The organism is Microbacterium deminutum, from assembly GCF_039530205.1.
GTDB lineage: Bacteria > Actinomycetota > Actinomycetes > Actinomycetales > Microbacteriaceae > Microbacterium > Microbacterium deminutum.
In genome coordinates this window covers 32943-47095 of record NZ_BAAAOG010000011.1, presented here as the reverse complement: position 1 = coordinate 47095, position 14153 = coordinate 32943, and the positions used below count along the sequence as shown (strand labels likewise).

General features: G+C 64.2%; 15 protein-coding genes. 3 read left to right on the top strand and 12 right to left on the bottom strand.

The window, feature by feature from the left end; translation table 11 throughout:
* Positions 1-25 precede the first annotated feature (25 nt).
* Together ABD212_RS17740 and ABD212_RS17735 are read left to right on the top strand one after the other, a co-directional pair.
* A complete protein-coding gene (locus ABD212_RS17740) occupies positions 26-517 on the top strand; it encodes a MarR family winged helix-turn-helix transcriptional regulator (protein ID WP_344097236.1) in 492 nt (163 codons plus the stop codon).
* Positions 518-680: 163 nt separating this feature from the next.
* Positions 681-1133 (top strand): MarR family winged helix-turn-helix transcriptional regulator, encoded by a 453-nt coding sequence (locus tag ABD212_RS17735; RefSeq protein ID WP_344097234.1) that lies wholly within the window; start codon positions 681-683, stop codon positions 1131-1133.
* A 10-nt stretch (positions 1134-1143) separates the two neighbouring features.
* Here ABD212_RS17735 and ABD212_RS17730 read toward each other — a convergent pair whose 3' ends face one another.
* From ABD212_RS17730 to ABD212_RS17695, 8 genes are all read right to left on the bottom strand, one after another.
* Positions 1144-2193, bottom strand: a complete 1050-nt coding sequence (locus ABD212_RS17730; RefSeq protein ID WP_344097232.1) for an acetamidase/formamidase family protein — start codon at positions 2191-2193, stop codon at positions 1144-1146.
* A 5-nt stretch (positions 2194-2198) separates the two neighbouring features.
* A complete protein-coding gene (locus ABD212_RS17725; RefSeq protein ID WP_344097229.1) occupies positions 2199-2573 on the bottom strand; it encodes a twin-arginine translocase TatA/TatE family subunit in 375 nt (124 codons plus the stop codon).
* Entirely contained in the window at positions 2563-3372 is an 810-nt protein-coding gene (gene tatC, locus ABD212_RS17720) for a twin-arginine translocase subunit TatC (protein WP_344097227.1), read from the bottom strand. Before tatC ends, ABD212_RS17725 begins: the two co-directional genes overlap by 11 nt.
* A gap of 32 nt (positions 3373-3404) precedes the next feature.
* Positions 3405-3644, bottom strand: a complete 240-nt coding sequence (locus tag ABD212_RS17715) for a twin-arginine translocase TatA/TatE family subunit (protein ID WP_344097224.1) — start codon at positions 3642-3644, stop codon at positions 3405-3407.
* A 149-nt stretch (positions 3645-3793) separates the two neighbouring features.
* Positions 3794-5524 carry a dipeptide ABC transporter ATP-binding protein gene (locus ABD212_RS17710; RefSeq protein ID WP_344097222.1) on the bottom strand — a complete coding sequence of 577 codons (1731 nt, stop codon included), beginning with the start codon at positions 5522-5524 and terminating at the stop codon, positions 3794-3796.
* The gene (locus ABD212_RS17705) at positions 5524-6402 is read right to left on the bottom strand and encodes an ABC transporter permease (RefSeq protein WP_344097219.1); all 879 of its coding nucleotides are present in this window, start codon (positions 6400-6402) and stop codon (positions 5524-5526) included. Before ABD212_RS17705 ends, ABD212_RS17710 begins: the two co-directional genes overlap by 1 nt.
* Positions 6399-7415 carry an ABC transporter permease gene (locus ABD212_RS17700; RefSeq protein WP_344097217.1) on the bottom strand — a complete coding sequence of 339 codons (1017 nt, stop codon included), beginning with the start codon at positions 7413-7415 and terminating at the stop codon, positions 6399-6401. Before ABD212_RS17700 ends, ABD212_RS17705 begins: the two co-directional genes overlap by 4 nt.
* A gap of 19 nt (positions 7416-7434) precedes the next feature.
* Entirely contained in the window at positions 7435-8985 is a 1551-nt protein-coding gene (locus ABD212_RS17695) for an ABC transporter substrate-binding protein (RefSeq protein WP_344097215.1), read from the bottom strand.
* Positions 8986-9365: 380 nt separating this feature from the next.
* On the opposite strand from ABD212_RS17695, the gene ABD212_RS17690 reads away from it, so the two are divergent.
* On the top strand, positions 9366-9947 hold the full coding sequence (locus tag ABD212_RS17690) for a MarR family winged helix-turn-helix transcriptional regulator (protein ID WP_344097213.1): 582 nt from the start codon (positions 9366-9368) through the stop codon (positions 9945-9947).
* 78 nt (positions 9948-10025) lie between these two features.
* On the opposite strand, the gene ABD212_RS17685 is transcribed toward ABD212_RS17690, so the two are convergent.
* From ABD212_RS17685 to ABD212_RS17670, 4 genes are all read right to left on the bottom strand, one after another.
* A complete protein-coding gene (locus ABD212_RS17685; RefSeq protein WP_344097211.1) occupies positions 10026-11048 on the bottom strand; it encodes an aldo/keto reductase in 1023 nt (340 codons plus the stop codon).
* 355 nt (positions 11049-11403) lie between these two features.
* On the bottom strand, positions 11404-12417 hold the full coding sequence (dmpG, locus tag ABD212_RS17680; protein ID WP_344097209.1) for a 4-hydroxy-2-oxovalerate aldolase: 1014 nt from the start codon (positions 12415-12417) through the stop codon (positions 11404-11406).
* Positions 12414-13367, bottom strand: coding sequence for an acetaldehyde dehydrogenase (acetylating) (locus ABD212_RS17675; RefSeq protein ID WP_344097207.1), 954 nt, complete (start codon positions 13365-13367; stop codon positions 12414-12416). Before ABD212_RS17675 ends, dmpG begins: the two co-directional genes overlap by 4 nt.
* A gap of 3 nt (positions 13368-13370) precedes the next feature.
* Positions 13371-14153, bottom strand: a complete 783-nt coding sequence (locus ABD212_RS17670; RefSeq protein ID WP_344097204.1) for a 2-keto-4-pentenoate hydratase — start codon at positions 14151-14153, stop codon at positions 13371-13373.

Sequence of the window (14153 nt, the reverse complement as noted above, 5' to 3'; positions counted from 1 at the left end):
ATGATCGTGCACTGTACAATTTGGTATGCTGGCTGATGTGAGGAGCACTGCGGAATCGACAGCCGAACCCGTTGCGCCGCCAGATGATCGCATGCGGGGGTCTGGTCTGACGCGTGATCTCAGCTTTCTCCTTGCCCGAGCGAATGCGTTATCGCTGGCCGCAGGCAATGCGGCCCTCGCCGAACACGGTCTGCGCGTGCGTTCCTACTCCGTCCTCGCGCTTGCAATGGACGACATCCGCCCGTCTCAGCGCGATCTCGCAGCCTTCCTCCGACTCAACCCCAGCCAGGTTGTCGCGCTTGTCGACGACCTGGAGGACCGCGGTCTGGTCCGACGCGAAGCGGACCCGGCAGATAGGCGCAACAATGTCGTCGTCGCGACAGCCGAAGGCCGAGATTGCTTCGTGTCAGCACAGCTCGCCGCCCGGGCCGCTGAGCGAGAGTTGCACGGTCAGATCAGTTCACGTCAGCGGGACCAGCTGGCCGAACTCCTCCAAACGCTCGCCTTCCCGGGGTGACCAAGATCGCCAGTGCTCAGCTCGCCACCGGGGCCGGCGAGGCTTCCGCCTTCCGCGTCGGATAGCCGTCGCAGTTGCCCCTCCGGCAGGTGCTCACGGGTATAGGGCGACACCCGTGCGACACTCAAGATTGCACAGTGTGGAGCCAGAGGAGAGCACCGGATTGGCGGATGAAAAGTCTTCGCCGCGTCTCGCGGACACGGACCTGGCGGACGAGATCGAATTCCTGCTGGCCCGGGCACGGTCTATCGGAACATCCCGCGCGAACGCAGCTCTTGGTGCGTTCAATCTGAAGGTTCGGGAGTACTCGGTGCTTTCGCTCGCGTGCAGCGGTCTGGATCCGTCGCAGACGGAACTGGCGAGCTTCTTGCGTCTCGACGCGAGCCAAGTCGTCTCGATCGTCGATGCGCTTGAAGATCGCGGGTTGGTTGTTCGGGCGAGGGCTGAGGGAGACAGGCGGGCGAAGACGATAGCGGCCACCGCAGCCGGGCGTGATCTGTACACACTGGCCTACGAGGCTGCGCGGACGGAGGAAGCTCGGTCTCTAGCGCCGCTGACCGCGACCGAGCGTTCGCAACTTCGTTCACTGCTCCGTAAGGTCGCGTTAGGCGGCTGAGCGAGTGCCCTTAGCCTTGGCGGGCGACGCTCGTGGCCCGGATGCGAGGGGGGCCATCAAGTCGATAGGCGTCCGCCGCCGCCCGCAGCCTGCTGTGAGCTCCCCCGAAGGCCTGGGCATCCTTCAGCGTCCATTTCGGAAGCTTGGCGACCATGGTGTAGTTCGGGTCGCACACGTTCGCTGCCGGGGCGAGGCCCATCTGACTCACCAGTTGATAGGCATCGAGAACGTCCATCCCTGTGAGATCGGACGTCCAACCAACGAGGTCGCGCTGGCTTATGCGGTAGGCGTCCTCGAGGGGCCTCACGGAGCCGGTGCTGATGATGAACTCGTCATTCTCGATTCGCGGCCACGAGAGTGAAACATCCTTGATCAGGTCGATGGCGATGACCGTGTCCATGGCGGATTCCAGCCCGGTGCCGCAGAGTTCGCCCTCCCCTTGTCTGGCGTGTCCGTCGCCGATCGAGAGCATCCCACCGGGCACGTTGACCGGGAGATACAGGGTTGCGCCCGCCCGGATTTCTGGGGTGTCCATGTTCCCGCCGTGCGTTGAGGGCGTGACCACGAGCCGGACCTCGCCGTTGGCCGGGGCGACGCCGACTGTCCCGTGCATCGGGTCGAGAGGGAGCTCCACCGTGTATTCGGACCGATTGGCGCGGAAGGTGGCCGTGAACGCGTCCAGGTCGATGTCGTAGAACCAAACCCGCTCTTCCAGCGCATCGTGCAGCATCGCGGTCTCGCGCGTCGAGGTCAGCGCGCCGAAGTGCGGAAACGTGCTCGAGACCGCGTGCGAGCGCGCCGGAAGGATAGAGATGAAATGCACCGCAAGGACATCGCCGGCTTCTGCTCCGATGACCTCAATCGGACCGGTCACAGGGTTGAGTTCGCCGAAGGGGACGACCTTGCTGGGAAGGTCATCGGGTGTGGTCACCCTGCCACCGAAGCAGTCCTCGGTGCTGAGTTCGACGATGTCACCGGCGGCGACGCGCAGCAGCGGATCGACACCGCCGAACCAGTAGGAGTACTGACTCGGGCCGGGATGGAGGACGTGCGTGGCCATCAGCTTTATCGCTCCTCGGAGGGCATCGGCGCAACGACTTCGTGGGCGCTGGGGTCCTTCACGGGCTCCGTGGGCGAGGACATGCCGTCAATCGCGCTGACCGTGCGTGTAGACGGGCTCGAGGTCGTACCTTCTGAAGTCTGCGTGAGCGCCTGTCGAACGATGTGGCGCGGGTCGTACTGGCGCGGGTCGAGCCTCTTCCAGTCGATCGCGTCGTAGTCGTCGCCGAGTTCTTCGCGCGCGCGGGCTTTCGCAGTCTCAGTGAATCCTCGAATTGCACCGATCGCGCGGCCCAGGTGGGCCGCAAGCGTGGGCAATCGGTCGGGTCCGAAGATCAGCGCGGCGATGACGCCGAGAAGCAGGAGTTTTTCAAATGTCAACCCGAACATCGTCGTCCACCTCCCGGGACGGATCGGCTGAGAGCGAGGCCAGAGGATCCCCCACTGTCAGCGATCGGGTTCGTTTCGCTTGGCGCCGGTCGTGGATTTCGGCTACGACCGCAGCCGTCACGTAGAGCATGACGATCGGCAGTGCCAGCAGGAACATCGATAGGACGTCAGCGGCGGGCGTCGCGATGGCCGTGAACACGAAGATCAGCAGCAACGCGGAACGCCAGGAGCGTCGGATCGTCACGGCGGGGACCACTCCCATCGCGTTGAGCAGCACGAGGAAGACGGGCAACTCGAAAGCGATACCCAGCGCGAGCATCAGCTTCATGATGAAGGCGAAATACAACCCCGCGTCCATGATCGACGCGTCCTCCGTGGGGGCGAAGCTTGTCAGCACTGCGACAACCTGCGGGACGACGAACCAGCCTGTCACGCAGCCTGCCGCGAAGACCGGAACTGCAGCCGCGAAGAATCCAAAGGTGTAGCGCCGCTCTCGCCTCGTCAGTCCAGGCACGAAGAACGCAAAGATCTGATACAGCCACACCGGACTTGAGATGACGACCGCGACGAGCATGGCGAGTTGCATCTTCAGGTCGAACGCGGCCGTCAGGTTGGGAAAGTTCAGCGTTGCGTTCCGGTTTTGAGCAAGCGCGATGTCCGTGATGGGCTGGCGCATCCAGGTCCAGATGATCCCGCTGACACACCAGCCAACGACGAGTCCGATCACGACCGCGCCGGCTGAGATCAGCAGACGTCTCCGAAACTCGCGGAGGTGTGCAGCGAGCGTCATGCGGTCACGGGGACCCTGGCGGCGAGCCATCTCTACTCGTCGAGAGTGCGCGCCGGGGTCGCAGATGCGGCCGCCAGCACCGCAGGCTCGACGGCCGCAGCGGGCTCGACCGTCGCGGTGCTCTCGACCTTCTCGGGTCGAGCCTCCTTCTGCAGGATCTTCACGGACTGGCCGACGCTCTTGGCGAGCGCAGGAAGCTTCGCGGCGCCGAACAGGAGGATGACGATGGCAAGGATGATCAGGGCATGCCACCCTGTGAGGTTTCCGAGCATGTGCGAGTTCCTTTCTAGTGGTATGCGGACGGACTTCTGTGGACCGGGGCGGTTGACACCGCATCAAGATTCCCGTTGGCGACTCGCTCCGCGATCGGCCGCTTCTTCTTGTCTGATGTGAACGTCAAGACGGGTGTGTCGTGCATCAGCTACCGGGTGTACTCCTCAGTGGGGCTGTCGAGCAATGAGCCGGTCGTGGCCAGCTCGATGATCTCCCCCGACTTCATGACGGCGATACGATCCGCGATCGTTCGCACAAGCGCGAGGTTGTGGGTCACGAACACGAGGGAGAGACCGTCGCTGCGAAGCTCCTGAAGGAGATTCACAACAGCCGCTTGAACGGAGACGTCCAGCGCGGACGTGATCTCATCACAGATCAGAACCCGTGGCTCGCAGCCGATGGCTCGAGCGATGGCTACCCGCTGGCGTTCGCCGCCCGAGAGCTGATTGGGCAGCATTGAGAGCACCCGTGCGGGCAGGCCGACACGAGAGATGGCTCGCTCCACGCGCTCCCGCACCTGTCGTGACGATTCCCGCGGAAAGTTCTGGCGAATGTGGTCGCGCACGATCTGCCTGATCGTTCGACGCGGGTTCAAGGATGCGTAGGGGCTCTGGAAGATGTATTGGATGTCCTTGCGGACCAGCGGGCTTCGCTGGGCTGGCCGCAGTTCCAGCGCGCGGCCTTCGTACAGGATGTCGCCATCACGCTCGCCGATCAGTCCGACGATCGCTCGCGCGAGCGTCGTCTTCCCGCTTCCCGACTCGCCGACCAGGGCGAGGCATTCACCGGGATAGACGCCGAGATTGACGTTCTTCACCACTGTCCTCCCGCCGTATCCGCAGGAGACATCGTTGAGGGTGAGCAGCTGCGGCGCCGTTGACGGTTCCATTGCCTGACCCGCGACCGTGACAGACAGTGTGCGCGGTACGACATCCAGCCTCAGACACCGCGCCGAGTGCCCCGGGCCGACCTGGATCGATTCTGGTTCGATCGTGTTGCACTCCTCCGCCGCGTACGGGCAGCGAGACGCGAATGCGCACCCCACGGTCTTGCCCGGTCCCGGTGCCGTCCCCGGAATCGCGGACAGCACCCGTGACTGCCGAGCGTCCGGAATCGCGGCGATCAACCCCTGCGTGTACGGGTGCCGGGCCGACCCGAGCACCGCGGCCTGATCTCCCAGTTCCACGTCCAGACCGGCATACATCACCATGACGTGATCCGCGAGTTCGGAGACGACGGCAAGGTCGTGTGAGACATACACCGCGGACACGCCGCGCTGCACACACAGATCCTTCACGGTCTTCAGCACGTGTGCTTGCGTCGTGACATCGAGGCCGGTCGTTGGTTCATCGAGGATGATCGCGGCGGGCCGCAGCAGGAAGGCCATCGCGATGCAGACCCTCTGCTGCTGTCCCCCGGAGAGTTGATGCGGGAAGCGTCGCAGGAACGACTCGTCGGCGGGTAGACGGACATCCTGCATCGCTTCGACGATGATCGGCCGGCGCTCGCTCTTCCGCAGGTCCGGCCGGTGGTACTTCAACAACTCGACGATCTGTGTCCCGATCCGTAGCGCCGGGTTCAATGCGGTTCCGGGATCCTGTGGGACGTACGCGACGACGCGGCCGCGAATCTGAGCGAGTTCGCTTTGGGTGGCGGTGAGGACGTCCTTCCCCGCGATCCGGACCGAGCCGCCGACGATCTTCGCCCCGCGGCGTGCGTGGCCGAGCATCGCTGTTGCGACGGTGGTCTTGCCGCTGCCGGATTCGCCGACGAGGCCGAGGATTTCGCCGGCTTCGAGCGTGAAGTCGACGCCACGGACAATCTCCGCGCCGGTTGCCTCGACCACCACGCGCAGATCGCGCACTTCGATGTTCGCCATCACGCCCCGCCTTGTCGTCGATCGATGCCGCCGAGCATGCGGCTGAGGCCCTCCGCGATGAAGCTGGTTCCGATCGTGAACAGGGCCACCATCGATGCGGGGGCGATGACTCCCAGGGGTTGAACAGTCAATCCGTCACGATTCTCATTGATCATGACTCCCCAATCCGCCGTCGGCGGTTGCACGCCGAGCCCTAGAAAGCTGAGCGCGGCGATCAGTGAAATCGACCAGGTGAGACGCAATCCGACTTCGACCATCAGTGGTGAGGTCAGATTGGGCAGCACCTCTGTCCGCATGATTCGCCACCACGGAACCCCGTTGACCTGTGCGGCGAGGACATAATCCTGGTTGCGAACCTCGGAGGTCGCGCCCCGCATCACACGTGCGGAGCTTGGTAGCCACGCGAGAGCGACGAGAAGAGTGATCACGAACGGTGACGGGCCGATCAGCGAGGTCACCAGCATGACGAGGATCAGTGCAGGGAAGGCGAGCAGAATGTCGACGACGCGCATGATGGTGACGTCGGTCGCTCCGCCGCAGTAGCCTGCCGTGACTCCGACGATGAGTCCTGCCCCGACACCGAGAAGCGTCGCCGCCGTTGCCATCCACAGCACATTGAAGCCGCCGACCAGAACTCGTGACAACACGTCGCGCCCCAGCACATCGGTCCCCAGCAAGGCGGTACTGGTCGGCTCGCTGAACGGCGCACCGACGATGTCGTACGGTCCGTACGGCGCTACGAAGGGACCCACGATGACGATCGCCACGACGGCAAATGTGATGACCAACCCGACACGGGTGTAGCCGTAGCTGAGGAACGTGCGGAGACTGAAACCCTGCCTCCGCACACGCGGCTGATTGCGCTCGATTGTGGTCATGACCGCGCCGTCCGAAGTTTCGGTGTCGCCAGGATCGTTGCGATGTCGGCGAGCAGGTTGAAGAGCACGACTGCCAGCGCGTAGATCAGGACGATTGCCTGTATCACGGGCAGGTCCCGGATGTTGATCGCCTGTGTCAGCGCGGTGCCGAGTCCGGGGTAGCGGAACACATATTCGACGATGACAATGCCAGCCAGCATCCCGCTGAGCAGCAGTCCGGTGGCCTGGATCCCCGGTACCAGGGCATTCGGAAGCGCGTGCTTCACGATGATCACTCGCTCCGGGATGCCTTTGAGTCGAGCCATCTGGACGTACTCAGATTCGAGCACATCGATCATCGACGCACGGAACAGCCGATACAGATAGGGAACGGATACCAGGACCATCGTTGCCACCGGCAGGACGAGTTCGTTGGGGTACCAGGTGGGCCAGTCGCCGGCGGGAAAGGCTGACACGGCGGGCAGCAGTCTGGTCACTGTCGTCGCGAACAGCACGACAAGCGCCAGAGCGATCACGAAGTCCGGAAGCGAGGTCAGGACCATGCCCGCCGACAGGACGGTCCGGTCCATCCGTCGGTCGCGTCGGACCGCGGTGACCACTCCGAGAAAGACGGCAAGCGGGATCGCGATGACCGCCGCGATCAGCATCAGGACGACCGAGTTGAAGAATCGATATCCGATGACCGCGGTGACCGGCTGCTTGGTTCCCAGTGAGATTCCGAAGTCTCCGTGCAGCAGCCCGCCCAGCCAGGCCGCGTACTGTTCATACGCCGGGCGGTCCAGCCCCAGCTGACGGGTGAGCGCGTCGATCGATTCCTGAGTCGCCTGAATACCGAGAATGGCGTGCGCGGGGTCGTTGGGAAGAAGTTGCGTCGACACGAAGATGAAGACCGTCACTCCCCACACCACGAGTAGCCCCGCGCCAAGCCTTCGCGTCAGCCACCACGCCCACCCGACCGTCGCCGAACTGCGCACCGGAGTGGTGCGGGCGGCGGGGAGGCTCACTGTCGACATCAGCGGGGATCCGTGATCTCTAGTTGACCGAGATCTGGTTGAAGATGAAGTTGTTGAGCGGAATCATCGCCGCGCTGTTCTGCTTGAACCCCGTGACGTGGCTCCCGATCCCGCTGACGAGGTCGCTGAAGCCCCAGTTGATGTAGCCGCCCTCGTGGTACTGGATGGTCTGCATGTCGCGGACGATTGCGTCGCGCGCGGTGATGTCGATGGTCTGCATCGCCTTGTTGAACAGCTGCGTGGTGCGTTCGTCGTTCCAGTGTGTTCCGTTGAGGCGGGGGTTGAATAGCGTCGAGGAGATGCCGATCAGGCCATTCTGGCGCGGGCTTTGGCCGTTGCTGAACGGGGCCTTGAGGTACTCGTTGGCGAAGAAGGCATTGCCGTCGACCGCGTCAACCTGCACTGTCACCCCGCCGGCCTTGAACTGCTCGGGAGCGAGCTGTACCCAGGACAGGTTGTTCGGTGCGGAGGGGAGGCGGACCGTCATGCCCGACTGGCCGGCTGCGGCGAGGAGAGACTTCGCCTTCTCGGGATCGTAGACGCGCTGCGGGAGGTCCGCCGGGTAGTCGTTCCCGCTCGGGATCAGCATGTCGTTTCCGATCGCGCCGTAGCCGTTGAGGGCCTGCTTGACCATCTGATCGCGGTCCACGAGAAGTCGGAACGCCTCGCGCACCCGATTGTCATTGAACGGGGCCGTGTCGGTGCGCATCACGAACCCGGGAAGCTGTGCGTTCTTCGCGACGAGCAGCGACGCGCCAGCGCCCTCCACCGCTTTGAACTGACCGGAGGGGACACTGCCGATCGCGTCGAGTTGGCCCGAGATGAGTGCGTTGACGGCGGCTGTGGCATCCGCGAAGTCGATGATCTCCAGCCGATCGACGATCGCCTTTTCGCCCCAGTAGTTATTGAAGCGCTCGTACACGCTCCGGTCGCCCGGAACCATGCTGACGAACTTGAACGCTCCGGTGCCGACGGGGGCGTTCGGATTGAAGTCGGCGGGCACGATGCTCATTCCCCAGTTCGACATGCGGTCGGGGAAGAAGGAGGCTGGACCGGTCAGGGTGAACCGGATCGTGTTGTCGTCAACCTTGGTGATCTGTGCGGGGTCGACGTAGGGCAGCAGGCTGCCGGCCATGATCGCCGGATCGCTCGGATCGACCGCGCGCTGCACCGAGAAGATGACGTCGGCGGCGGTGAGGGTCTTGCCGTTGTGGAACTCGACGCCCTTCTTGATCCGAACCGTCCAGACAGATGCGTCGGCGTTCGGCTCGAAGGACTCGGCGAGCTGGTTCTCCAGTTTGAACTCCGTGCTGTTTCGCCCCAGTGCGTCGTACAGGGCTTGCATGCGGGCAAATCCGATGTCGGTCTGTGCCAGCTTCGGGTCGCTGATGTCGTCGAACTGACCGCCGCCGACAAGCCCGACCCGCAGGACACCGCCTGAGCCTCCCGCGCCGGATCCGCTCGAGGCCGGCGGGGCGCAGGCGGTGAGCAGGCCTCCCGCGCCGATGAGAAGCGCCCCACCGAGGGCTCCCTGCAGGACGGTGCGGCGGCTGATTTCGTGCTGGCTCATGGTGTGCCTCCATTGGCTGGGCAGATGCGGGTGCTCGAACGTGACGGGTGTTGCTGACGCTTCTTCGCGCTGCGGGGGTCTACTGGCTGTGGCTCTGAGTATGCGTATATGCGGTCATGAGTGATGCGATTTCCACCAAGGTAGCCCTCGAAACCACAAAGGTCAAGACCTGAACCATTCAGATCTAGATCGTTATTTTTCTCATCGTTTATGGCAGACTGGATCGGAGGAGACCAGCTCCGGCGTTTCGTCTCAGGTGGCGGGAGTCATCCATCGCGAGCACCCCAGCGCAGTGTCTTCCGGCAAATGTGTGAGACGATCTGCGCGGGCACTGCACAGCCCACCGGGCTGTGCAGACCCCCAACATTCGAGGTGACGACGTGCAAGAGAATCGGACCGAAGACGCTGGTGGCGTCGTCGAGGCGGCGAGCTCAGCCTCGACCACATCTCACTCGCTGATCGACGATGCGACCGAGTACATCTCCCTGAACTTCTCCGACGCGAACGCACTGGCGATGCGGGTGTGGATGTCTCTTCGGCGAACGAGCAACATCGTCTTCTATGATCTGCAGGCGTCGCTGCGAGAGCACCGATCGGTGACGCCGCCGACACTCATCCTGCTGCTGATCCTCGACATGTTCTCGCCGCTCGAGTACCGCGAACTGACGCGTATCTCGGGCATGAACCGCGCGGCGATCTCTCCACACATCGAGAACCTCAGCAAACGCAAGCTGATTCGCCGCAAGCCGTCTCCTCGCGATCGACGGACGGAGATCATCGAGATGACCGAGGCCGGCCGCGCCGCGTTCGCTGAGGCTTTCACCGTCTACAACGAACGTGCCGAGTACTGGGCCGACAATCTGACGGTCGAGGAGCGGTCGGAGCTCAGCCGGCTCCTGGAGAAGCTGGTGAGCAACGTGCCCCCCGACGAGGACACGCGCTCGGGCGAGATCGAGCTCTAGGAATTCTGCGGCCTACGGTGGATCTGGCCCAGCCGGCGCGAGACCAGATCCACTTTCGGCTTCCAGGTGCGGGGACTGCTACCTCGTGGCTTCGGCGACTTCGGGGCGCGGCGGGTAGCTGGAGATGTCGATGAAGGGCTCCCCCGTGGTGATGACCTGCTCCGGGTCCTGAGGGACTGAGCTGACGACTTCGCGAATGCGGTCGGCTCCTTCACGGACGAACAGGTCGACCGCGCCGAGGTCCTCCTCAAGCTGAGCGGTGCTGCTCGCACCGAAGAGCACAGACAGGGTCTGCGGGTTCGCCAGCGCGAATGCGATCGCCAGCTGTGCGGGTGTGGCGTTGACGGATTCCGCCGCGGCCGCGACCTGGGCGGACACCAGCTCGGCGTGCTCTGTCAGGTGCGTCGGACCCATCGGGCGACCGCTGTTGCTGGCGTCCTTCCCCGCGAGCAGACCGAATCCCAGCACATTGTTGGGCTGCAGGGGCACGTTCCACTTCGTCAGGACATCGACCATTTCCGTTCCTTCGACCCACTCACGAGCGACCAAGGAATAGGGCGTCTGCAGGAACGCCGGCAGCGGCAGGCCCTCCTTGTCGGCGAACGAGCACAGCTCGTCCAGCTCGGAAGCCGTGATCACATCGATTGCCCAGAACTTGGTCAGGCCGCTCTGCACCAGGCCCGCCATCTGGGTCGCGATGTCTTTCAGATCAACGAACTCACGGAAGTAGTACGCCCCGCTCGCGTTGTAGACCACGCAGTCGGCGGCATCGACGCCCGCGCGGGGCAGCGAGATGGCGAGCTGGTCGACAAATCGCGGCGCGGTCGGGCCGTACCAGAGCTTCTGCGAGTGGAAGTATTCGTCGCGTCGAATTCCGGCCTCGACGCGGGCGGCTGCGAATCGGACGTCCGTGTCGGATCCCGGGTAGTCCCTGATCGCGGCGGGGGCGTAGTACCCGACGTCGTAGAAGGTCACGCCACTGTCGACCGCCGAACGCAGGAACTCGACGATCTGATCGTGTTCCATCCGATCGTAGGTGTGGTACGAACCGAGGCTCAGGGCAGAGACTTCGACACCTGGGGCGATTTGACGTTGCAGCATTGCACGGCTCCTAGCGGGCTGTTTCGATCGAGCGACCTGCTCGTTGCAGTCAACATATCCATAGGGATTGCAATTGTCAAGATCTGAACAATTGCGATCCTGAGGAATATGTTTGAGCGTCGCCTCTTGCGCCGCAGGCGGTCACCGGCCGCGGCTCGTGGAGGCGCGCGACGGGGTAAGTCGCCCCCAGGGGAGGCCGATCGCCTCCAGCGCGCCGCTGGCGGTGACGATCTCGCGCGGGCTGCACCGCAGCGCCCCTGCGTCATTGGGCCGCGGACGATGCACCTTGCCGGTCGGCACGTCCGAGACTGATAGCCAAGAACTCCGAGTGCTCGCCCCTTCGTGCGCGGCCGGTCTACCCGGTTGCCTGCAGATCGAGGGCGATGTCGGTGATCATGTCTTCCTGGCCGCCGACGAGCTTCCGGCGACCCACTTCGAGAAGAATGTCCCGCGCGTCGACATGGTACGTCCGCGCAGCGCGCTCGGCGTGCCGCAGAAAGCTCGAGTAGGCGCCGGCGTACCCCACCGACAGGGTTTCTCGATCAACTTGCACCGGGCGGTCCTGAAGGGGTCGGACAAGGTCGTCTGCGGCGTCTTGCAACGGGTACAGTTCCGCGCGGATGTCCCAGTCCAGCAGTTTCGCGACCGCGACGAACGGTTCGATGGGTGTGTTCCCGGCGCCCGCTCCCAAGCCGGCGAGAGACGCATCCACGCGGTAGGCGCCTTCTTCGACTGCGGTGATCGAGTTGGCAACGGCGAGGGAGAGGTTCTGGTGCGCGTGGATGCCGATCTGCGTGTTCGGGTCAAGCACGGCGCGGTAGGCGCGCACCCTCTCCTTGACGCCGTCCATCGTCAAGCGGCCCGCAGAGTCCGTGACATAGACGCAATGTGCGCCGTAGGACTCCATCAGCTTCGCCTGCTGGGCGAGTGACGTGGGGTCGCTCAGGTGCGACATCATCAGGAATCCGGAGACATCCATTCCCCACTCTCGGGCCGTCGAGATGTGCTGCGCGGAGACGTCGGCCTCGGTGCAGTGAGTGGCGATCCGCACGGACCGGACCCCGAGCTCGAAGGCATGCTTCAGCTCGTGCAGAGTTCCGATTCCGGGTAGCAGCAGCGTGGTGAGGATCGAGTTCTTCACGACCCCGGCGACGGCTTCGATCCATTCCCAATCGGTGTGGGATCCGGGTCCGTAGATGAGCGACGATCCTGCGAGCCCGTCGCCGTGCGACACCTCGATCGCGTCGACTCCGGCAGCGTCGAGTGCGGCGGCTATCTGCGCGGCCTTCGCGGGAGTGATGCGGTGTCGGAGTGCGTGCATCCCGTCGCGGAGGGTGACGTCTTGGAGGTAGACCTTGCGGGCGATCATGCGACCGCCGCCTTCATGCGTGTGTTGAGAACGAGTCGCTCGGCGGCGCGGACGGCGGCCGATGTCATGATGTCGAGGTTGCCGGCATAGCTCGGCAGGTACATGGCCGCACCTTCAACTTCCAGGAACACGGCGACGAGCGTGTATTCGGATCGTTGCCGTTCCGGGGGCACGAGACCGTCGGCTTCTTGGCCGCGCTCGAGGAATTGCACCTGTTGTTTCAGGCGGTAGCCGGGGACGAACTCGGCGACCGCGGCGATCTGTGCGGCGACCGCGTCGACGACCTGCGCCTGGGTTGCGGCGTCCAGGCGATCGGTCAGCACTTGGACGGTGTCCCGCATGATCAAGGGGGGTTCGGCGGGGTTCAGCACGATGATGGCTTTCCCGCGCGCCGCGCCGCCGACTTTCTCGATTGCGGCAGCGGTCGTCTCGGTGAACTCGTCGATATTGGCGCGAGTGCCGGGGCCGGCCGACTTGGATGCGATCGAGGCGACGATCTCCCCGTAGTGGACATTGGTGACCGTGTTGATCGCCGCGACGATGGGGATGGTGGCCTGGCCGCCGCACGTGACCATGTTGAGATCCGGCGCGTCGAGGTGCTCGTCGAGATTGACTGAGGGCACCACGTAGGGTCCGATAGCCGCGGGCGTGAGATCGATCAGCTTCTTGCCCAGTGGCAGCAGCTTGGCGGCATTCGCCTGGTGCGCACCCGCGCTGGTGGCATCGAAGACGACTTCGATGTGTTCGAACAGCGGGCTGGCGATCAGTCCGTCGACGCCGTCCGCGGTCACCTCCACACCGAGCCGCGCGGCGCGAGCGAGACCGTCCGATGCCGGGTCGATGCCGACCATCACACCCATCTCGAGAACCTCGGAGAGGCGCATTACCTTGAACATCAGGTCGGTGCCGATGTTGCCGGATCCGATGATGGCGACCTTCGTCTTGGTCATCGACTACCCCTTCGTTGTTATGGTCACAGGCTCGAATCCGTCTGCGACTGCTGTCCAGTCGTGGTCGCCTGTCAGTGGGACGCTGGCGTGAACGGCGCCGGCGAGGATGACGTCGCCTTCTTCGAGGGTGGCGCCGAAGTTGCCGAGAGCATCGACGAGCCACCGCACGGCTTCCAATGGGTCACCCAGAACCGCATCGCCTCGCCCTGATGCGACTTGTTCGTCGTCGAGGCGAAGGGAGAGCGTGGCCGCGATGATCTCATTCAGGATGTCATCGGTGGCTTGTCGCCAAGGACCGACGACGATGCGCGCAGAGGAGGCGTTGTCGGCGACCGTGTCGAGCAGCCCGATCCTCCAGTCGGCGATGCGCGAATCGATGATTTCGAGGGCGACGGCGACACTGTCGATAGCAGCCCTGACCTCGTCGAGGGTTGGATTCGCGCCGATCTCCCGGGCGAGGGTGAAGGCGAACTCCGCCTCGATGCGGGGGGCGATCAGCTCGTGAAGATGGAGTGTGCCGCCGCTCCCGATCGTCATGCGATCGGTGATGACTCCGAAGTCCGGTTGGTCCACCCCGAGCTGCTGCTGCATCGCGAGAGATGTCAATCCGACCTTGTGGCCGATGATTCGCTCCCCCGCGGCCAGGCGACGCGCCACATTCGCGGTCTGGATCGCGTAGGCATCCGCAAGCGTGCGGATCTCGCCCACGCCCGCGATCGGAGGTACCGGCTGACGCTCCTGGTCTGCTTGCCAGAGGCGGTCGGCCAGGTCAGCGATGGAACTCAT